The sequence below is a fragment of the Streptomyces nanhaiensis genome, from assembly GCF_046614825.1.
Classification (GTDB): domain Bacteria; phylum Actinomycetota; class Actinomycetes; order Streptomycetales; family Streptomycetaceae; genus Streptomyces; species Streptomyces radiopugnans.
Map to the genome: position 1 here is coordinate 24,756 of NZ_JBKJFM010000017.1, position 19,059 is coordinate 43,814.

General features: G+C 74.7%; 14 protein-coding genes and 1 pseudogene. 8 read left to right on the plus strand and 7 right to left on the minus strand.

Annotation, left to right across the window (positions count from 1 at the left end):
- The first annotated feature begins 113 nt into the window (after positions 1–113).
- The 3 genes from ACLIYP_RS07355 (at position 114) to ACLIYP_RS07365 (ending at position 3,712) form a co-directional block, all read left to right on the plus strand.
- Positions 114–599, plus strand: coding sequence for an MSMEG_6728 family protein (locus ACLIYP_RS07355; protein ID WP_412712324.1), 486 nt, complete (start codon positions 114–116; stop codon positions 597–599).
- 189 nt (positions 600–788) lie between these two features.
- On the plus strand, positions 789–2,615 hold the full coding sequence (locus tag ACLIYP_RS07360) for a PP2C family protein-serine/threonine phosphatase (protein WP_412712325.1): 1,827 nt from the start codon (positions 789–791) through the stop codon (positions 2,613–2,615).
- On the plus strand, positions 2,612–3,712 hold the full coding sequence (locus ACLIYP_RS07365) for a cobalamin B12-binding domain-containing protein (RefSeq protein WP_412712326.1): 1,101 nt from the start codon (positions 2,612–2,614) through the stop codon (positions 3,710–3,712). The genes ACLIYP_RS07360 and ACLIYP_RS07365 overlap by 4 nt, the downstream gene beginning before the upstream one ends.
- Before the next feature lie 84 nt (positions 3,713–3,796).
- Here the strand turns inward: ACLIYP_RS07365 and ACLIYP_RS07370 are convergent, their stop codons facing one another.
- From ACLIYP_RS07370 to ACLIYP_RS07380, 3 genes are all read right to left on the minus strand, one after another.
- Positions 3,797–4,270: a hypothetical protein gene (locus ACLIYP_RS07370; protein ID WP_412712327.1), complete on the minus strand. Its 474-nt coding sequence runs from the start codon at positions 4,268–4,270 to the stop codon at positions 3,797–3,799.
- Positions 4,270–6,798, minus strand: a complete 2,529-nt coding sequence (locus ACLIYP_RS07375; protein ID WP_412712328.1) for a molybdopterin oxidoreductase family protein — start codon at positions 6,796–6,798, stop codon at positions 4,270–4,272. The genes ACLIYP_RS07370 and ACLIYP_RS07375 overlap by 1 nt, the downstream gene beginning before the upstream one ends.
- A gap of 218 nt (positions 6,799–7,016) precedes the next feature.
- On the minus strand, positions 7,017–8,873 hold the full coding sequence (locus ACLIYP_RS07380; RefSeq protein ID WP_412712348.1) for a SpoIIE family protein phosphatase: 1,857 nt from the start codon (positions 8,871–8,873) through the stop codon (positions 7,017–7,019).
- 368 nt (positions 8,874–9,241) lie between these two features.
- Here ACLIYP_RS07380 and ACLIYP_RS07385 point away from each other — a divergent pair, with 368 nt between their 5' ends.
- Both ACLIYP_RS07385 and ACLIYP_RS07390 read left to right on the plus strand, forming a co-directional pair.
- Positions 9,242–10,489, plus strand: a complete 1,248-nt coding sequence (locus tag ACLIYP_RS07385; RefSeq protein WP_412712329.1) for an FUSC family protein — start codon at positions 9,242–9,244, stop codon at positions 10,487–10,489.
- Positions 10,490–10,657: 168 nt separating this feature from the next.
- Entirely contained in the window at positions 10,658–11,680 is a 1,023-nt protein-coding gene (locus tag ACLIYP_RS07390) for a sigma-70 family RNA polymerase sigma factor (RefSeq protein WP_412712330.1), read from the plus strand.
- Positions 11,681–11,737: 57 nt separating this feature from the next.
- Here ACLIYP_RS07390 and ACLIYP_RS07395 read toward each other — a convergent pair.
- Positions 11,738–12,052: pseudogene (locus ACLIYP_RS07395) on the minus strand (STAS domain-containing protein); the annotation flags it as partial.
- Positions 12,053–12,312: 260 nt separating this feature from the next.
- Between ACLIYP_RS07395 and ACLIYP_RS07400 the strand changes: the two are divergent.
- Positions 12,313–13,062 (plus strand): SDR family oxidoreductase, encoded by a 750-nt coding sequence (locus tag ACLIYP_RS07400; protein ID WP_412712331.1) that lies wholly within the window; start codon positions 12,313–12,315, stop codon positions 13,060–13,062.
- A gap of 75 nt (positions 13,063–13,137) precedes the next feature.
- Here the strand turns inward: ACLIYP_RS07400 and ACLIYP_RS07405 are convergent, their stop codons facing one another.
- The 3 genes from ACLIYP_RS07405 to ACLIYP_RS07415 all read right to left on the minus strand — a co-directional run bounded on the left by ACLIYP_RS07405 (position 13,138) and on the right by ACLIYP_RS07415 (position 15,973).
- Entirely contained in the window at positions 13,138–13,962 is an 825-nt protein-coding gene (locus ACLIYP_RS07405) for a MerR family transcriptional regulator (RefSeq protein ID WP_412712332.1), read from the minus strand.
- Between the two features lie 117 nt (positions 13,963–14,079).
- On the minus strand, positions 14,080–15,063 hold the full coding sequence (locus ACLIYP_RS07410) for an alpha/beta fold hydrolase (RefSeq protein ID WP_412712333.1): 984 nt from the start codon (positions 15,061–15,063) through the stop codon (positions 14,080–14,082).
- Between the two features lie 235 nt (positions 15,064–15,298).
- The gene (locus ACLIYP_RS07415; protein WP_412712334.1) at positions 15,299–15,973 is read right to left on the minus strand and encodes a DUF4230 domain-containing protein; all 675 of its coding nucleotides are present in this window, start codon (positions 15,971–15,973) and stop codon (positions 15,299–15,301) included.
- A gap of 979 nt (positions 15,974–16,952) precedes the next feature.
- On the opposite strand from ACLIYP_RS07415, the gene ACLIYP_RS07420 reads away from it, so the two are divergent.
- Complete coding sequence (locus ACLIYP_RS07420; RefSeq protein ID WP_412712335.1) at positions 16,953–17,603, plus strand: DUF4360 domain-containing protein; 651 nt, start codon at positions 16,953–16,955, stop codon at positions 17,601–17,603.
- 477 nt (positions 17,604–18,080) lie between these two features.
- Positions 18,081–18,755 (plus strand): DUF4360 domain-containing protein, encoded by a 675-nt coding sequence (locus ACLIYP_RS07425; protein ID WP_412712336.1) that lies wholly within the window; start codon positions 18,081–18,083, stop codon positions 18,753–18,755.
- Positions 18,756–19,059 lie beyond the last annotated feature (304 nt).

Here is a 19,059-nt window from a genome sequence, read left to right on the forward strand (position 1 = left end):
CCGGGTGCGGCCGGCCGTGCACCCGGTCGGCCGCACCCGGACTGCGGCCCTCGGCGCGGGCTGCGATGATCGCAGTCCGCGCCGAGGGGGACGGAAGGGATGGATGGGACACCGTGCAGACGTTCCTGCCGCTCCCCGACTTCGCCGGGACCGCCCGTGTGCTCGACGCCCGGAGGCTGGGGAAGCAGCGGGTGGAGGCCCTGCAGGTGCTGCGCGCCCTGACCGTGCCCGGTTACGGCTGGGCCCGGCACCCGGCCGTGCGCATGTGGACGGGGTACGAGGAGGCGCTGGTCCGCTACGGCATGGAGATCTGCCGCCACTGGCGCCTGGCGGGACGCGCCGACACCTGCGAGGCGACGATGCTGACCGATCTGCGGCACGCCACCGGCATCGCCGTCCCCCGCCCCCAGGAGGAACTGGAGGCGGCCGGCGAGCTGCCGCCCTGGCTGGGCGAGCCGTCCTTCCACCGCAGCCACCGCTCCTCCCTGGTCCGCAAGGACCCCGACCACTACGCGCCCCTGTTCCCGGACGTGCCGGCGGACCTGCCCTACGTGTGGCCCGCCTCCGACCGCGGCCCCCGCTCCCGGGAACCGGGATGAGGGCCCGGCCCGGGTGCGCGGGAGGCGGGTGGGGGCGAGCGGGGGCCGCGCGGGCGGGGGCGCGGTGGGGCGGGTTTGCGCCTGTCGCCCCCTCCGCGAGATCGTTGGCATAGAGCAACCGTCCATCTGTGCCGACCGTCGAAGGGGGGACCGGGCGGAGCACCGCGAGTGCCGCGCCCCTGTTCTTCTGTGAGCAACCCTCCCATCCCTCCAGACGTCTCCGGGGACGCGCACGCCCGGACCGGCGGCGGTGGCGGGCATGCCGCCCCGCACCACCGCGCTCCGGCCGGACCGGCGGTCGAGTCGGCGCCGGCGCCGCTCGTCGCGGTGGACCGGCTGGGGCGGGTGTCGCTGGTGAACGCCGCGGCGCGCGTGCTGCTGCCCGGCCTCCTCCCCGGGGTCCCGCTGGACGACGGCGTGGCACCCGGCTGGCTGGTCGCCGCCGTACGCGGCGGACACCGCGGACAGGACGCCGAGGCGGCCGGGACGGAGGAAGCGGGCGGGGCGGCCGGGGCTGCGACGGCAGCCGCGGCGCACGGGTCCCTTCGGGGACGCGCCTTCACCGCGTACGCCGCTGCCCTGCCGGACGGGCACACCGCCTGGTGGCTGTCGGACGTCACCGGCCGGGAGGACGCCGAGCGGTCGCTGCGCTCGGAACGGGAGAGCACCGCGTTCCTGGCCCGGGCCTCCGCCCGGCTCCAGGCGTCGCTCAACCCGCGCAGGTGTGTGGTGGCGACCGCCCGGCTGGCGGCCGGCCACCTCGCCGACGCAGCCGTCGTGGTCCGCCTGTCGCGGGACCGCCGCCCGGAGGTGACCCGGGCGGTCTCCGACGGACGGCTGGAGGAGGAGACCCTGTCCGCGTCCCCGGAGGAGATGCCGGGGCTGGCCGAGGCACTGGCCGGCTTCCCCCCGGTGTCCGTCCGCCCGGTCGATCCGGGCCGGGTCCCCGCGTGGCTGCTGCCCTCCGGGTTCGGCCGCCCGGCCTCGCTGACGGTCGTCCCGCTGCCGGGCAGCGGCGGGATCGCCGGCGCGATGGTGCTGCTGCGCCGTGCCGGGGGCGAGGACGCCGGCCCGGACGGGGGCACCGCTCCGGGCGGGGGCACCGGCCCGGACGGGGGCACCGGCCCGGACGGGGGCACCGCCCCGGGCGAGGATGCCGTGACCCGGATCTTCGCCGCCCGTGCCGGTGCGGCGATCTCGGCCGCCGCGCTCTACGCTGAGCAGGTGGCCACCGTCGCCGTGCTCCAGCGCGAACTGCTGCCGCCCGCGCTGCCGCACCCGGAGGGCGTGGAGCTGGCCGGGGCCTACCGCCCCGCCCAGAGCGCCCAGAGCATCGGCGGCGACTTCTACGACGTGCACCCGGCCGACGGGCCCGGCCGGGACACCGACATCGTGCTCGGCGACGTGGCCGGCAAGGGCCCGGAGGCGGCCGTCCTGACGGGGAAGATCCGCAACACGCTCACGGCGCTGCGACTGGTCGAGTCCGACCACGTACGGCTGCTGGACCTGCTCAACCGGGCACTGATGAAGGGCCCCCAGGACCGGTTCGTCACCCTGGTGCTCGCCTCGTTCGGCGCCCCGGACCCCGCCACCGGCCGGGTCGCCCTGCGCCTGACCTCTGCCGGGCACCCGCCACCGCTGCTCCTGCGGCTCGACGGGACGGTGGAGGCCGCCCGCACCTCGGGCACGCTGATCGGCGTGCTGCCGGAGGCGTCCGCGACCACCTGCTCCACCGTGCTCCTGCCCGGGGAGACCTGCCTGCTGTACTCCGACGGCGTCACCGAGGCCCGGGGCGGGCCCTACGGCGAGATGTTCGGGGAGGAGCGCCTGGCCGAGGCACTGGCCTCCTGCGCGGGGCTGCACGCCGAGGCCGTCGTCGAGCGCATCGGGATGCTCACCTCCGAGTGGCTGGCGGGCCGGGAGCACGACGACATCGCGCTGGTGGCCGTCACCGCGGCCCACCGCACCCCGCTGAGCGCGGTGGGCGGGGCCGTCCGCTCCGGGGAGGAGCGGTGAGCCCGGGGGCGAAGCCCCTGAGGAGCCGGGCGGAGAGCTTCTGGGCGGCGCTGGAGAACGCGGACGAGCACTCCGCCGTCGCCCAGGTCAACGAGGCCCTGGACCACGGCTTGGCACCCGAGGACGTCCTGCTGGAGGTCATCGCGCCCGCGCAGCGGCGGGTCGGTGTCCGCTGGGCGGAGAACCGGCTCACCGTCGCCCAGGAGCACGCGGCCACCGCCGTCAGCGACCGCGCCGTCACCGCGGTCGCCGCCCATCCGGCCGCCCGGGTCCCCGCCCGGCTCGGCCGGGTCACCGTGGCCTGCGCAGACGGGGAGTGGCACACGCTGCCCGCCCGGCTCGTCGCGGAGGTGCTGCGGCTGCGCGGCTGGCACGTGGACTTCCTCGGGGCCCATGTGTCCACCCGGCAGCTGGTGTCCCATCTGCACTCCACCGGCCCCGACGCGGTGGCCCTGTCGTGCTCCCTGCCCGTGCGGCTGCCCGTCGCCCACGCGGCCGTCACCGCCTGCCGGGGCGCCGGAGTGCCCGTGCTGGCGGGAGGCGCCGGGTTCGGCCCGGGCGGCCGCTACGCCCGTCTGCTGGGCGCCGACGCCTGGGCCGGCAGCGCCCGCGGCGCGGCCGAGCGTCTCGCGGCGGGCATCGCGCCGCCGTCCGTGCTCCCCCAGACCGCCGAGGAGGCGCTGCCGCACCTGGCCGACCGCGAGCACGCCCTGGTCGAGGAGGCCAGCCGGAGGCTCGTCGACGAGGTCATGGCGGTGCTGCCCGAACGGTTCCCGCGGTCGCGGGAGTGCACCGGACGCCGGCGGGAGTACACCGCGGAGGACCTCCACCGCGTCGTGGAGTACCTGGTGGCCGCGCTCTACGTCGACGACCCGGGGCTGTTCGAGGGCTTCACCGTGTGGACGGGCCGGATCATGGCCGCCCGGAACCTTCCCGTCCAGGCCCTGTCCGCGGTGCTGGAGACCATGGCCGGGGCCTTCCGCGAACTGCCCCGCGCCTCGGCGTACATCGCCGCGGCACGGGCCGCGCTCGGCCGCGAACTCCGTTCCTCCTCACCGGAATCCACCCCGGGGAGGGGGAACGGGTCCGCCGGCTAGCGCGGCGGAGGTCCGGCGAGGCCCTCCGATGTCCGGCGGGGTCCGGCGGGGTCCGGCGGAGGCGGCTCCCCGGCCCGCCCGGTGTCAGGTCGCGGCCAGCAGCGCCTGCGGGGCCGCCGCCTTCAGCCGGGTGTTGAGCCAGGACAGCTGGCGGCCCGTCTCCCCCTCGCAGGCGTGGGCGAGTTCCAGCAGCTCGCGGTCGCGCGCTCCCTGGGCCGCCTGGGCGACGGCGGTCCAGGTCGTCTGGACGAGTGTGCCCAGCACGTACAGGTCCTGGAGGTCGCGCAGCAGCCCGACGGGCCCCTCGCGGACCCCGGCGAGCCCGTCGGCGTGCAGCCGCTCGGGCTCCTCGACGTCCTCGCCGGCGGCCTGCTCGCCGTAGCGGCGGGCGATGGGCGCCAGGCGGCGGACGTGCTCCTCGCTCATCTTCGCCAGGGTGTCGCAGGTGTGGTAGACATCGCCCTCCGCGGCATGCCCCTCCCCCACCGTGCGCAGGGCCTCGGCCAGAGTCTGCTCGCTGTGGTGGAGCAGACCGACGTAGACGGCCAGATGGGGCATCAGGACCTCCCCGGTGCGGCGACCTCGGCGATGTGGCCGGGTGCCTCGTGGGTGACGGCGGGATCGCACGGATAGTCGGGGGTGGCGGTGGGCTCGGCGGAGGTGTCCGCCTCCGGCCCGCCCCGGGTCGGCGGTACGGAACCGCCGGCCGGCTCGGAGGCGGTCGTGGTGGGCGCGGGTGCGGGGCCGTCGCCGTCTGCGACCTTCACCACACGGCAGGCGGCCGTCTTGAAGTACGGCTGCTTGGACACCGGGTCCCAGATGGTCATGGTCAGTTCGTTGGCCTGCCGGGGCGCGCCGTCGGCCGCCACCTCGTCCGGGTCCCAGCGGCCGTAGTGGAAGGGCGCGAACACCGCGCCCTCCCTCACGTGCCCGATCCGGGCGCGTACCTCGATCGCTCCGCGCGGCGACTCCACCCGCACCCGGTCGCCCTCCGCGATCCCCAGCCGCCGCGCGTCGGGGACGGACAGCTCCACCCAGGCGTCGGGCGCGGCCCGGTTCAGCTCGCGGGAGCGGCCGGTCTTGGTACGGGTGTGGAAGTGGTAGACGGTGCGCCCGGTGGTGTACAGCAGCGGGTACTCATCCCCGGGCTCCTCGTGGGGCGGCACGTAGGCCGCGCCCTTGAGGTGGGCTCGCCCGGCCGGGGCCTTGGCCCGGTACTCGACGGGGGTCACCGTGCCGCCGGTGAGCAGGTCGTGGCCGTAGGTCTCGCAGTACTCGGGGTCGGTGTTGAACACGCCGTCCGCGTAGAGCCGGTCGGTGCCCTCGGGGTGCTGCTCGGTGCAGGGCCAGGGGATGCCGGTTGGGCCGCGCAGCCTGTCGTAGGACAGGCCGCTGTAGTCGCAGGGGCGGCCGCGGCTGCACTCGCGCCAGGCGTCGAAGGCCTCCTCGGGGGTGCGCCACTTGACCAGCGGCGCGCCGTCCCTGTCGCGGAAGTCCATGGCGTCGGCGTACATCAGGAAGATGTCCAGGTCGCTCCTGGCCTCGCCGGGCGGTTCGACGGCCTTCTCGGACAGGTGCACGACGCGGCCCGCGTTGGTGTGGCAGCCGGTCTTCTCGCCCCAGCCGGCCGCGGGCAGCACCACGTCGGCCAGCTCGGCGGTCTCGGTGAGGAAGAGGTCCTGGACGACCGTGAAGCACTGGTCGCCGCCGAGGATCCTCCGGATGCGGGACGACTCGGGCATGGAGACGACCGGGTTGGTCGCGGAGATCCACAGCAGCCCGACCGAGCCCTGTTCGGCGTAGCGGAAGATCTGCATGGCGTGGGTGGGCGGAGCCCAGTGCGGGATCGTCAGCTCGTCGACGTTCCACAGCTCGGCCAGTTCGCGGACGTGCGCGGGGTTGCTCCAGTTGCGGAAGCCGGGCAGGTCGCCGTCGGCGCCGCACTCGCGGGTGTTCTGCGCGGTGGGCTGGCCGTTCATCTGGAGCACCCCGGCGCCCGGGCGGCCGATCATGCCGCGCAGCAGATGCAGGTTGTGCACGGCCACGGCGGCGGCGGTGGCCTGGTGCGACTGGTAGAAGCCCTGCAGCACGGTGGACAGCACCCGCTCGCTCTCCCCGAAGATCCGTGCCGCGCGCCGTACGTCGCCGGCGTCCACGCCGCAGATCCGGGCGGTCTCCTCGGGGGTGCAGGGCTCCACCGTCTCTCGCAGCTCCTCCACGCCCAGGGTGTGGCGCCCCACCCACTCCTCGTCCACCCAGCCGCCTGCGAAGAGTTCCCGGGTCAGGCCGTTCATCAGGGCCGTGTTGGTGCCGACCCGGGGCGCGAGGTGGACGCCGCCGGTGCGTTCGGCCTCCTCCGCGACCTTGGTCCGGCGCGGGTCGACGCACACCACCCTCGGCGGGTCGTCGGCGCGGGTGCGGTCCAGTACGCGCGTCCACAGCACCGTCTGGGTCTCGGGCATGTTGTGGCCGAACAGGAAGATCGCGTCGCAGTGCTCGATGTCGGTGTAGGAGCCGGGCTGCCCGTCGGTGCCGAACGACTCCTTGAAGGCGGCGGCGCTGGTGGCCGTGCACAGCCGGGTGTTGCCGTCCATGTGCGGGGTGCCCAGGCCGGCCTTCCCGATCACGGCCAGGGTGTAGTACTCCTCCAGGAAGAGCTGGCCGGAGGTGTAGAAGCCGTGGGACAGGGGGCCCTTCTCCGCCAGCAGCCGCCGGGAGACCTCGGCGATCCGGCCCATCGCGGTCTCCCAGTCGGTCTCGGTCAGGCGGCCGTTCTCGCGGACCAGGGGACGGGTGAGCCGGTCGGCGCCGTTGGCCCAGGCCCAGCTCCCGTACAGGCCCTTGGGGCCGAGCCGCCCGTGGTTGACCACGTCCGTGGCCACTCCGCGCACCCCGACCATGCGCCCGTCCCGGACGGCGATCTCGCAGCCGCAGCCGTTGCTGCACAGCACGCAGGCGGAGCGCACCCAGCGCTCGACGTCCTCCTCTGCCACCCCCTCCTCCAGATGGCGGTCGACCCGGGCGGGCCACACCGTTCCCCTGGCGTGCGGTGTGCGGGGTCCCCAGATGTCGGCGATCCGGTCCATGCGCGTCCTTTCCCTGCCTGCTCCGTGCCGTGCGTGCCGTGCGTGCCGTGCGTGCCGTGCGTGCCTGCCGTGCGGCCGTGCCACGCGGTACCCCGGGAAGGCGGCGGGAATGCGCACCCGGGGCGTCTTCCCCCCGGGGGAGGGGCGGCGGAGGGCGACGGGCCCCGCGTCCGGGTGCCCCGCGCCCCGGCCTCCCGCACGGTCGCGGGACCGGGGTCTCAGGGCAGCGGCGGCCGGTCGGGGCCGCGGGGCGCCTGGGCGAAGACCTCGTCCGCGTCCAGCGCCTCGGCCCCCGGGGCCGACCTGGACGGGTCCGCCGGGCTGCGCACCGGTTCGCCGCGCGACGGCGGCGGGGTGCGGTCGCCGGGAGCCCCCTCCCCGTACCGCGGCAGCCGCAGGGCCAGCAGGGCGACGTCGTCGCCGCGGGGGGCCATGCGCTCCAGCAGTTCGTCGCAGAACTCCTCCAGGCCGTGACGGGCCAGGGCGGAGGCGTGGCGGCACAGCAGCTCCATGCCGGTGTCGATCGGCCTGGAGCGGCTCTCCACCAGGCCGTCGGTGTAGAAAACCACCGTCGCCTCCGGCGGCAGGTCCTCGTAGGCGTCGGACCAGTGCAGCCCCAGGTTCAGGGTCGCGCTCATGCCCAGCAGGGGGCCGTGGCCGGCCTCCAGGAAGCGGGTGCCGCCGTCCGGTGCGACCAGCAGCGGCGGGGGGTGCCCGGCGTTGACCCAGTGCAGCCGCCAGGGCCCGCCCTCACGGCCCTCGATCCGGGCGAAGACGACGGTGGCCATGGGCGCGTCGCTGGTGTTGGTCATCGCCTCGTCCAGACGGCGCATGATCACGCTGGGCGGCTCCCTGCGGTCCCAGGCCAGGGCGCGCAGCATGTTGCGGACCTCGGCCATGTGGGCGGCGGCCTGGAGGTCGTGGCCCACCACGTCCCCGATGACCATCGTGGTGACCCCGTCCTCCAGCAGGAAGGCGTCGTACCAGTCCCCGCCGATCTCGGCCGCCACCTGGGCGGGCCGGTAGCGGGCGGCCATCAGCAGGTGGTCGACCTGGGGCAGCGGGGTCAGCAGCTGGCGCTGCATGCTCTCGGCGACGTGCCTCTGCTGGTCGAAGAGGCGGGCGTTGTCCACGGCCAGCCCGGCCCGGCGGCCGATGTCCGCGAGCACCATCACCTCGTCGTCGGTGTACGGGGGCGAGTCGCCGGTGCGCGCCGCGGTGAAGGCGCCGAAGACCCGTCGGCGGCTGTGCAGCGGCACCACCACGGCGCTGTGCCCGCCGAGCCGTTCGAACAGTCTGCGGTGGGCCGCGATGAGCGGTGCGTCGGGTTCGCGCGCGAGGTCCCGGGCGTCCAGCAGGACCGTCTCGGCGCCGCGCAGGGCGCGTACCAGGCCCGCTCCCGCGGACTCCGACAGCGGCGGCAGGACTCCCTCCAGTTCCCCGGCCGCCGCCGGGTCCGCCCCGCTGTGCACGGCGATGCGCCGTACCTCGTCCGGCTGCTCGGTGAGCATGTCCACCGCCGTCCAGTCGGCCAGGCCGGGCACCAGCATCCGGCCCAGCTTCCGGAGCACCCGGGGGACGTCCAGGCTGGAGATGAGGACGGAGGAGACCTCCGACACCAGTGTCAGCCTGGTGGTCAGGGCCTCCAGCGCCTCCAGGTAGGCGGCCGTCTGCCGCTCGGCGGCCCTGCGCACGCTGAAGTCGTGGAAGGCCAGGACCAGGCCGGCCGGCTCCCCCGGCAGCTCCAGCGGGGCGGCCGACCAGATGACCGGGAGGGTGGTGCCGTCGCCCCGCAGCAGGTACTCGTCGCCCCCCTCGCGCGGACGGCCGTCGGCGAGGACCGCGAGCATCCGGCAGTCCTCCCGGGGGATCTCCGCCCCGTCCGCGTCGCGGTGCAGCAGATCGTGCATGTCATGGCCCAGCATCTCCGCCGACGGCCGCGCCACCATCCGCTCGGCCCGGGGGTTGGCGGCGATCAGGCGGCCCGTGGAGTCCGTGGCGTAGATGCCCGCGCCCAGGCCGTCGAAGACCGCGCGCAGGACGCCGGGCTCCCGTGTCCGGTCGGCCTCGCTCATCGCCCCGCCGTCCCTGGTGGTCCCACTGCCCTTCACCGCCTCCTCGCCCGGCCGTCCTCCCGCGTCCCGCTCCGCCCGTACCGGCGCCGTGCGCCCGCGTACGCCCGGTACGCGGCACTGCCGACTACCCGGTTCCCGCCTTCCCAGACATTCCGCGCCGCCGGACGGACGGGCGTACTCCGCCGGGGTGGGGCGGACGGCCGGGGCGCGGTCGGGCTCTGCGGCGGACGGAGCTGGGCGAGGAGCCGCGGGAGGACGGCCGGGCGGGACGGCGGGAGGACGGCCGGGCGGGACGGCGGGAGGACGGCAGCGTGGGGCGGTGGGAGGACGACCGGTATCGATCTTCCACGGACGGGAAGGGCCGTAGTGTGCCTGAAGTTCCCGAACCCGTGATCGAGCTGGTGCGGCGGCGCAGGGAGCCGGTGGTCGTCCAGGCCCTCCGCTCCACGGCGGCCGCGACGCTCGCCTACGCCGCCGCCCTCTGGCTGACCGACGCCCGGGCCCCGCTGCTGGCCCCGCTGACCGCGCTGCTGGTCGTCCAGGTCACCCTCTACGCCACGATCACCAGCGGCATCACCCGGGTCAACGCCGTGGTGGCCGGGGTCACGGTCGCCGTCGGTTTCAGCGCCCTGGTGGGCCTGAGCTGGTGGAGTCTGGGCCTGCTCATCCTCACCTCCCTGGCCGTCGGGCACCTGGTGCGGGCCGGCGACTTCATCCCCGAGGTGGCGATCAGCGCCATGCTGGTGCTGGGGGTGTCCCACGCCACGGACCTGGCCCTGAGCCGGGTGCTGGAGACCCTGATCGGCGCCGCGGTCGGCCTGCTGTTCAACTTCCTGTTCGTGCCTCCGGTGTGGGTGCAGCCCGCCGAGGAGGCGCTGGTGGACCTGGCCGACCGGATGCGGCGGCTGCTGCTGCTCATGGGCGAGCAACTGGGCGTCCCCACGCCGGTGCACCGGGCGGCCGCCCGGCTCCACGAGGCCCGGCGGCTGGACAACGACATCACGCAGGTCGACGCCGCGCTCGTACAGGCCGAGGAGAGCCTGCGCCTGAACCCCCGGGTCAAGGAGGCGCTGCTGTCCCGGGTCGTGCTGCGGACGGGCCTGGACACCCTGGAGATCTGCACCACCGTGATGCGCGCGATGTCGCGGACCCTCACCGACCTGGCCAGGGCCCGCGAGGAGGAGCCGCTGTTCCCGCACGAGGTGGCCGAGGCCGTGGAGGAGCTGTTCGGCAACGTCGCAAGGGCGGTGCAGAGCTTCGCCGTCCTGGTCACCAGCACCGACAGCGCCAGTTCCGAGGAGGCGGAGGACCGGCTGGCGGCCGAGATGGAGGCCGGGCGCGCCGGGCGCGAGCGGGTCGCGCACCTGCTGCTCGCCCGCGTCCAGGAGCATCCGCGCCAGTGGCACCTGCTGGGGGCGCTGCTGTCGGAGTTCGACCGGGTGCTGGACGAGCTGGACGTGGAGAAGCGCTCGACGCGCCTTGCGGAGGAGCTGGACCGCTACACCCGAGAGGAGCGGGACAGGCACCCGGTGCTGTACGAGTTCAAACGGCGCTTCCGGCTGCCCCGCCGCCGCCGTCGCCGCCGCAGTCCCGACGCCGAACGGGCGGAGGTCTGAGCGCACCCGGGTCGCGTCGGGGCGGTGCCCGTGCCGCGTCGGGGCGCGATTGTCAGTGGCCGGTGGTTTGCTGGGAAGCGGTCGGCCGGAATCGGCTGGCCGGTCCGGAAGTGTGCCGCGCCCCCTGCCGCCGGGCGGAGGGCCGGACGAGGGTCACAGGGGGCCTCGATGAGTGACGTCGCGACGGCGAGCAGTACGAAGGGCGCGGCCGCGCGCGAGCCCGCGGAGCCGGAGCGGGCGGAGCTGCGGCTGGAACGGCACCGGGTGGAGCTGACGGGCTACTGCTACCGGATGCTGGGATCGGCCTTCGAGGCGGAGGACGCCGTACAGGAGACGATGGTGCGCGCCTGGCGCGCCCTGGACCGCTTCGAGGGCCGCTCCTCACTGCGGTCGTGGCTGTACCGCATCGCCACCAACGTGTGCCTGGACATGCTCGGAGGCAGCCGGCGGCGCGCCCGCCCCATGGACCTGTCGTCCCCCTCGGGGGCGGAGAATCCGCCCGGGCCCGCCCTCCCGGAGGCCACCTGGATAGAGCCGATGCCGAGCGGCCGGATCCTGTCGGACGGCGGCGATCCGGCCGAGACGGCCGTGGCGCGGGAGTCGGTCCGGCTGGCCTTCATCGCGGCCCTCCAGCATCTGGCGCCCCGGCAGCGTGCGGTGCTGATCCTGCGCGAGGTGCTCGCCTGGCGGGCGAGCGAGGTCGCCGAACTGCTGGGCACCACGGTCGCGTCGGTCAACAGCGCGCTCCAGCGCGCCCGCGCCACGCTCGCCTCCGGTGAGATCACCTCCGACGGGAGCACGGAGTCGATGGGCGAGGAGCAGCGCGCGCTCCTCGCCCGCTACGTCAGCGCCTTCGAGTCCTACGACCTCGACGCCCTCACCGCGGTGCTGCACGACGACGCGACGCTGTCGATGCCGCCCTACGGGCTGTGGCTGCGCGGCCAGGCCGACATACGGGCGTGGCTCAGCGGGCACGGCGCGGGCTGCCGGGGATCACGCCTGGTGCCGGTCGCGGCGAACGGCTGCCAGGCGTTCGGGCAGTACCGGCCGGATCCGGACGGCGGCTTCTCCCCCTGGGCGCTGCAGGTCGTCGAGGTGTCCGGCGGCCGGGTCACCGCGCTCAACGCCTTCCTGGACACCGCGCGGCTGTTCCCCCTGTTCGGACTGCCTCCGCGCCTGGCTCCCCGCTGAGCGCCCCCGGTCCGGCGCCGTGCCGGTGCCCGCGCCGGCGGTGAGCAGCTCCCCGTCCAGCCCGGTCCAGGCGAGGAGCCGCAGCAGCCCGCCGCCGGCGTTGGCCAGCCGTATCCGGCGGCCGAGGCGGCGGGCGGTGAGCTGCATCCGGGCCAGTGCCTCGACGGTGACCATGTCCGCCGCGCAGAACTCCCCGGCGTCCACGACGACCGGGTCCGCCCGGGTGCGCTCCAGTACCCGGCGCAGCCGCTCGCACAGCAGCGGTATGTCCGCGCGGATGACCGGGCCTTCGGCGGCCAGTACGAGCGAGGCCGCCTCCCCGCCGGGCGGTCGCGGTTCCTCATGAGCTGCCAAGACCGGTCCTCCTGCCATGGGGGCGCCCTGCCGTGGGGGCGCCCTGCCGTGGGGGGCACGGGGACAGACCGGCCGGACGGGCGGAACTCATCGCCCCGCCGCGCGGCCGACGGCGCGGCGCCCCTCCCGGCGGCGCCCCGTCCAGCGGTGCTCCGTCCGGGTGAAACGGGCACCGCCCGCCCGCCACCGCCCGGCGGTGCCCGTTTCGGGCACCGCCCAGGGGGCACTCCGGCGCGGACGCCACAGCGGCCGCAGCGGCCGAGTGAGGAGGCAGCACCGTGGGCGGAGCGGTACGGCTGAATCTGGAGGGCAGGAACGCGCTGGTGACGGGCGGCGCCCGCGGTCTGGGCGCGTCCATCACCCGCCGTCTCGCACGGGCCGGGGCCGCCGTGCGGGTGGTGGACGTACGCCGCGAGGAGGGCGAGAAGTTCTGCGCCCGGCTCAGCGAGGAGGAGGGTGCGGACGTCCGCTTCCTGGAGCTGGACGTCCGCGACCCGGAGGCGGTCGAGGCGGCCTTCCGGGGGCTGGACGAGGCCTCCTGGCCACTGGACATCCTGGTCAACAACGCCGCGGTGGACGTCTCCAAGCCGATCGAGCACCTGTCCGCCGAGGAGGTCACCAAGGTGGTCTCCACCAACCTGCTCGGCCCGATGTACATGTGCCTGGAGACCTACCGGCGCATGGTGGCACGCGGCGGCGGACACATCGTCAACATCCTCTCCACGGCCTCCAACCGCACCTGGACCGAGGCCGGCCCGTACTCGGCCGGCAAGTCGGGGCTGCGCGCCTTCACCCACACCCTCTTCAAGGAGGCGCAGCGCGACTGCATCGGCATCGGGATCACCGGGGTGATCGCGGGGGGCATGGAGACCCCGTTCGTGACGGAGCGCTTCCCCGACGCCGACACCTCCAAGCTGCAGAGCCCCGACATCGTGGCGGACGCGGTCATGTGCGCGCTGTCGGTCCCCGAGGGCAGCGTGATGCCCGAGGTGGTCGTGGTGCCGCGCAGCGAGTCCTCCTGGCCGTGACCGGCGCGCGGGTGGGCCGGTGCCCGCTCCCGTCCCCGCGGCGGGGACGGGAGCGGGCACCGCCGTCGTACGGGGTCAGGCCGGTGTGATCGGCTCCTGGAGCTCGGTCACCCACTTCTCCCTGTCCTGCGGGCACTCCAGGTACAGCTCCCGCGCATAGCCGGCCGAGCGGTGGCCACTGGTGCCGATCCAGCGGGCCAGGGCCTGGGCGGTGGGCATGATCCGGTCCATGGGGCCGCGGTGGACGATGGTGGCGGCCTGCTCGATTCCGGGCAGGTCCACGATCTCGAAGTCCTCTCCCCCGCGGGCCCCGGCCGCGACCGTGATGCCGGCGTGGACGACGACCGCGCCGCCCCCGCCGGGGGCGTCCTCGTACCGGGCGATGCCCGGCCCGGCCGGTTCCACCCCGGCCCGCTCCAGCCGGCGGCACAGCTCGTCGTACAGCGGCTGGATGACCGGGCCGATGTGCTCGGGCCCGAAGCCGTCGGCGATGCCGGTCAGCTCGGCCACCCGCACCGGCGGAATGCTCTTGACCACGATGTCCTCGGTGGGCATGCGTCCCTCGCTCTCGATCGTCCGGAGCCTCGCCTCGACCCGGGCCAGCCGTGCGGTGGCGGCCGCCACCGCGTCCTCCAGTTCCGCCCGACGCATCCTGAGCATCCCGCTCAGTTCCGCGGTGCCCAAGCGCTCGTCGAGGATCGACCTCACCTGTTCGAGGGTGAAGCCGAGGTCCTTGAGCGCGATGACGCGGTTGAGCCGGGCGAGCTGGCCCGCCTCGTAGAAGCGGTAACCGCTGACCGGATCGGTCCGGGCGGGGCGCAGCAGCCCGATCGCGTCGTAGTGCCGCAGCATGCGGACCGACACGCGGCCGTGCCTGGCGAAGTCTCCGATGGTGAACATGACGCCTCCCACTCCAGGGCCTCACACGGTGTCAGGGTCAAGCCCGGACGGCACGGGTGTCCCGAGGGGGTCCGGACGTGGCCTTCGTGAGGTCCCCCCGGGGTCCTCGCAGGGCCTTCAGGCGCCGCGCCCCGCGCCGTCCGCTCCCGCGCCCGGGGAGACCGCGGAGGCGGTGGAGGCGGTGGAGGCGGTGGAGGCGGCGTGCGCGGCGGCGGGGGCTTTGACGCGGACGTCCGCGCGGGCGGCGTTGCGTGCGATGGCGTCGGCCAGGAGCGGCCAGAGCTGCTCGGGAAGGTCGTGTCCCATGCCGGGGACCACCAGGAGTTCGGCGCCGGGGACCGCGGCGGCCGTCGCCTCGCCGCCTCGGCGGTCGATGAGGGGGTCGTCGGCGCCGTGGACGACCAGCGTCGGAGCGGTGACGGCCCGCAGATGCGGCGTGCGGTCGGGCGAGGCCAGGATCGCGGCGTACTGGCGCGCGAAACCGTCGGACCGGGGGGAGCGGTCGTAGGCGGCCTCGGCACGCTCGCGCAGTTCCTCGGGGGCGACCGGGTATCCGGGCGAGCCGATGACGGAGAACGAGCGCACGCCCCGCTCCCCCGCCTCCCGCCGGTCGCGGGGCGGCGGCGCGGCCAGCGCGGCCAGCGCCGCGGGAGTTCCCCGGCCGACGGAGCGGTCCCCGGTTGTGGACATGATCGAGCACAGCGAGCGCACCCGCGAGGGGTGGTCGATCGCGAACTGCTGGGCGATCATGCCGCCCATGGAGGCCCCCGCGACGTGCGCGGCGTCGACTCCCAGGGCGTCGAGCAGGCCCGCGGCGTCCCGGGCCATGTCGGCGATGCGGTAGGGGGCGGAGGAGGTGTCTCCGGCCAGGACGGCTCTGATGTCCGGGGGCGGGCAGTCGTCCAGGAAGGTGGACAGCCCGCAGTCGCGGTTGTCGTAGCGGACGACGTGGAAGCCCCGGTCGGCGAGCGTGCGGCAGAACTCCGGGTGCCAGGCGGTCATCTGGGCGCCCAGGCCCATGATGAGCAGCAGCACCGGCCCGTCCGGGTCGCCGAAGGTGTCGTACTCCAGTTCCATCCCGTTGGCCAGGGCGCGTGGCATCGTGTTCCTCCTCGGCGGGGCCCGGCCGGGGCCGGGCCGGTCGGCTTCTGCGGCGTCGGGCGGTCGGCCGGGCGGGGGCTGCCTACCAGCCGGTCGGTACGATAGCGGGGCCGCGTCCGGGAGGGAACGGAGGAAGCCCCCGGCCGGGACGCTCCCGGCGACGAGTCCCGCGACGGACCTCCGCCGCGGCCCCGCGCCGGCCCCGCAGCGGGGGGGAGCACGCCGGCGCCCGCGCTCAGCCGCGCCCGCCGCCCTCCTCGCCGAAGGTCACCGAGACCCGCTCGAACCCCAGGGAGCGCAGCAGGTTCTCCAGCATGTCCTCGGTGTTCGCCTCGGCCCGCTTCGCCAGCCCGCTCTCCTTCGCGGCCTCGCCGATGTGCTCGACCGCCAACAGGTGGACCTCCCGCTCGTCGCCGGGGTTGTCGGAGAAGACGTCGCCGAGCCGGTCGAGCAGGCCGCGCTCCTTGGTGACGGCGTACGAGCGCTCGGCGTCCAGCGCGGGCTTCTCCAGCCTGGCGTGCGGCAGCCGTACCGTGGCCTCCCTGCGGTCGTCCGTGACCGTGACGGCCTCCTCGCCGAGACCGCCCAGGTCCACGTACGCGCCGACGCTGCCCGTGCCGACGAACAGCGTCCGGCTGCCGCGCACCGCGTCCGGCAGGAACTTCGCGTCCTTGTCCAGGTCGACGACGACCTGGAAGGTGCCGGAGGCGCCCTCGTAGCGGCTCATGTCCCTGAGGGACTTCAGCACCGCGGGGCCGGTGCGGTCCTCGGTCTCGGTGGCGAACGGGTTCCCCAGTTCGGGCAGGATGCGGAGCTGACCGGCCAGCAGCGCTCCGGCCAGCACGAGGACCACCAGCAGGAGCGGGGCCATCCACCTCGGGGAGGGCGTGGACCTGTCGGACCGGACCATCTGCGTGCACCTCCGTCGGCGGCGGGAGACTCCGTCAGATGGGGTGTTCCCCGAAACTTCCGCCATATGACAGGGAGTTGGCGCCGCGCCGGAGGGGGGCGGGGCGCCCCCGCGGGTCTGCGGGGCACGGGCCCGCGGAGCCGCCGCGAGCACACCGCTCCCCTGGAAAGGGGTTCCGTTCCGCGCACCGGGCACCGCTCCGGCGAGCATGTTCCACCGGCAAATCCGGAAGCCCCCGGCGGATTCACCCGTAAGCCGGCCGGGGCGGGGAACACGGATATCCGCCTCCCGTCCGCCCGCCCGCGCCCCCTTCCCCCGGTGTTCCCCGCATTCCCCCGTGGCGTGAATCCGTGGGCGCGGCCTGTCGGCCCCTTCGGCGGGAAAGAGCGCTCCGGGCCGCTTCCGGTACACCGTTCGCTAAGTATCGGACAACATCGGCGCACCCGCCTCGCCGGCCCGGTGAAATCGGACCGGAAAACCGCTGAAAGCGTTCTCGGTTCCAGTGTCCGCCGGGGAATCCGAACAATTTCCACAAGCGATGTTCGGTGAGACCGATTCCCTGCATCGGGCACCGGGGCTTTGTTTCGGCCTTGTTATCCGGCCGTTGTCCGCACCCTTGCCCGGCCGTACGCCCCTCCCTATGTTGGGAGCGCTCCCACCTCCTGTTCGCGAGCCGGCGGAAGAGGGGCGCCTGCCGACCACCCGGTCGTACGGCGCCGCACCGCCCTTCCTCACCGCGGACGCACGCCCCGACCACTCGCACCGTCCGCGCGGGCCGCGGACCGCTCCGGCCGCGATCCGGCCGCGATCCGGCCGAACGCGCATCCCCCGCGGACACAGGGCACCGGGCGCGGCGCGTACGGCCCGCCGAGGAGCCCGGGAGCCCGGATGGCACCACCCCGCACACCCCAACTCCCGTGGACCGGCGGAGCCGGGAGCGTCCCCTTCCCCCGCGTCCACGACGAACGATTGGAGAATCATGTCCGGAGTCCTCCTGGCCGGCGGAGCGGTCGCGGCGTTGATCGCCTCGACCCTCTCCGGCGCCGCGCTCACCGCGGAACCGACCTCCACGGTCCCCGACGAGAAGATCCAGGTCGGCATCAACACGGTCAACGGCTCGGGTTGCCCGGCGGGGACGGCGGCCGTGGCCGTCTCCCCCGACAACACCGCCTTCACCGTGACCTACAGCGACTACCTCGCCGCGGCGGGCGTGGGCACGCAGCCGACCGATTTCCGGAAGAACTGCCAGCTCAACCTGGACGTGCGCGTCCCGCACGGCTTCACCTACGCGATCGCCAGCGTCGACTACCGCGGCTACGCCTACCTGGAGGACGGCGCCACCGCCACCCAGAAGGCGCACTACTACTTCCAGGGCCAGGCCGAGAACACCTCGTCGTCGCACCGGATCTCCGGTCCGTACGACAACAACTGGCAGACCACCGACAGGGCCGAGGTCGGCGAGCTGGTCTGGGCGCCCTGCGGCGTGGTCCGCAACTTCAACATCAACACCGAACTGCGGGTGGACGGCGGCGCGTCCGCGGACAAGACGACCAGCTTCATCGCCATGGACTCCACCGACGGCGCCGTCAACACCGTCTACCGGATCGCCTGGAAGAAGTGCGAAGGCTGATCCCCGCGGTCGACGCGTAGCCGCGTCCGGCCCGTCCGCGAGCGGGAGGGCGCGCGCTCTCCGGGAGCGGTCGCGCTCCGCTCCGGGCACGCCGTGCTCCCGGCACACCGGTGCGGGTGGCCGGGAGCGGGCGGCAGGCGGCCACCCGCGCCGGAAGCCCCGGAGGGAGGGGGATCCCGTAAAGCCCGGAAGTCCGCCGCCCCGGGGCCGGCGGGCCGGGCCGCACGGGCCCGCGCCCCCGTCCCCGCGGGATCCGCCGCGCCCGGCGTACGGGACTCCGCGGGGCCGATTCCCCCGGGCTCCCCCGGGTTCCCCGAGTTCCTCCTCCTGCCCGCCTTCCGCACCGTACGCGCTCTCACGCGCGTCCTGCCCGCGGTGCGTACCGGTCACGCGGTCACGCGAATCGGTCAGTTCCATTCGGCAAACGCGTCGGGTTTTCCTTTCCCGTCGCGCCCCACAACGCTTGATTGGAGAACCATGTCCGGAGCACTTGCCGTGGGCGGTGCGATCGCGGCGTTATTCGCCTCGTCGCTCTCTTCGAGCATCGTCGCCCCGAACCCGTCGTTCGAGGACGCGCCGACCGACAAGATGGTGATCGACGTCGTCACGGTCAACGGCTCGGGGTGTCCGCTGGGGACGGCCGCCGTGGCCGTCTCCCCCGACAACACCGCCTTCACCGTGACCTACAGCGACTACCTCGCCCAGGTCGGCGTCGGAGCCAGACCGACCGATTTCCGGAAGAACTGCCAGCTCAACCTGGCCGTACGCGTCCCGCAGGGCTTCACCTACGCGATCGCCAGCGTGAACTACCGCGGCTACGCCTACCTGGAGGACGGCGCCACCGCCACCCAGAAGGCGCACTACTACTTCCAGGGCCAGGCCGAGACGAACGAGGGCATACACCGCTTCAACGGCCCGTTCGACGACAACTGGCAGGCGAACGACGTCACCGAGCTCGGCGCCCTGGTGTGGGCTCCGTGCGGCGAGATCCGCAACTTCAACATCAACACCGAACTGCGGGTCAGCGGCGGCACCTCGAACACCGCGGAGACCACGAGCTTCATCGCCATGGACTCCACCGACGGCGCCGTCAACACCACCTACCAACTCGCCTGGAAGAAGTGCGAGACCGGCGGCGAGGACGGCGCGTGACGCCCCCTGCCCCGACCGCCTGCTGACACACGGCGGTGCGCGGAGTCCGGTCCGGACTCCGCGCACCGCCCGCAGCCGGCCCGCCCCCGCGGCGGGCCGCCTGCCTGTCCGGTCCGCGTGCCCGCCTCTCCGCTCCGGTGCGCCCGGTATCGGCCGGTATCGAACGGACGACGGCGGGTACCGGTGCTCTCGTGGAAGCCTCCGGCCCGGTCGGCCTTACGACCGAGGAGGCCGGGCCGGCACCCCGCGCCCGCCGACCGCGGCCCCCCGGTGGTCCGCCAGGGCGGCGGCACGGTGTACCGGC

Excerpts from the sequence above, each read along its gene's own strand:
- ACLIYP_RS07370 (WP_412712327.1), bottom strand. The coding sequence starts at position 4,270 with ATGCCCCATCTGGCCGTCTACGTCGGTCTGCTCCACCACAGCGAGCAG.
- ACLIYP_RS07375 (WP_412712328.1), bottom strand. The coding sequence starts at position 6,798 with ATGGACCGGATCGCCGACATCTGGGGACCCCGCACACCGCACGCCAGG.
- ACLIYP_RS07380 (WP_412712348.1), bottom strand. The coding sequence starts at position 8,873 with ATGAGCGAGGCCGACCGGACACGGGAGCCCGGCGTCCTGCGCGCGGTC.
- ACLIYP_RS07390 (WP_412712330.1), top strand. The coding sequence starts at position 10,658 with ATGAGTGACGTCGCGACGGCGAGCAGTACGAAGGGCGCGGCCGCGCGC.
- ACLIYP_RS07405 (WP_412712332.1), bottom strand. The coding sequence starts at position 13,962 with ATGTTCACCATCGGAGACTTCGCCAGGCACGGCCGCGTGTCGGTCCGC.
- ACLIYP_RS07410 (WP_412712333.1), bottom strand. The coding sequence starts at position 15,063 with ATGCCACGCGCCCTGGCCAACGGGATGGAACTGGAGTACGACACCTTC.
- ACLIYP_RS07415 (WP_412712334.1), bottom strand. The coding sequence starts at position 15,973 with ATGGTCCGGTCCGACAGGTCCACGCCCTCCCCGAGGTGGATGGCCCCG.
- ACLIYP_RS07420 (WP_412712335.1), top strand. The coding sequence starts at position 16,953 with ATGTCCGGAGTCCTCCTGGCCGGCGGAGCGGTCGCGGCGTTGATCGCC.
- ACLIYP_RS07425 (WP_412712336.1), top strand. The coding sequence starts at position 18,081 with ATGTCCGGAGCACTTGCCGTGGGCGGTGCGATCGCGGCGTTATTCGCC.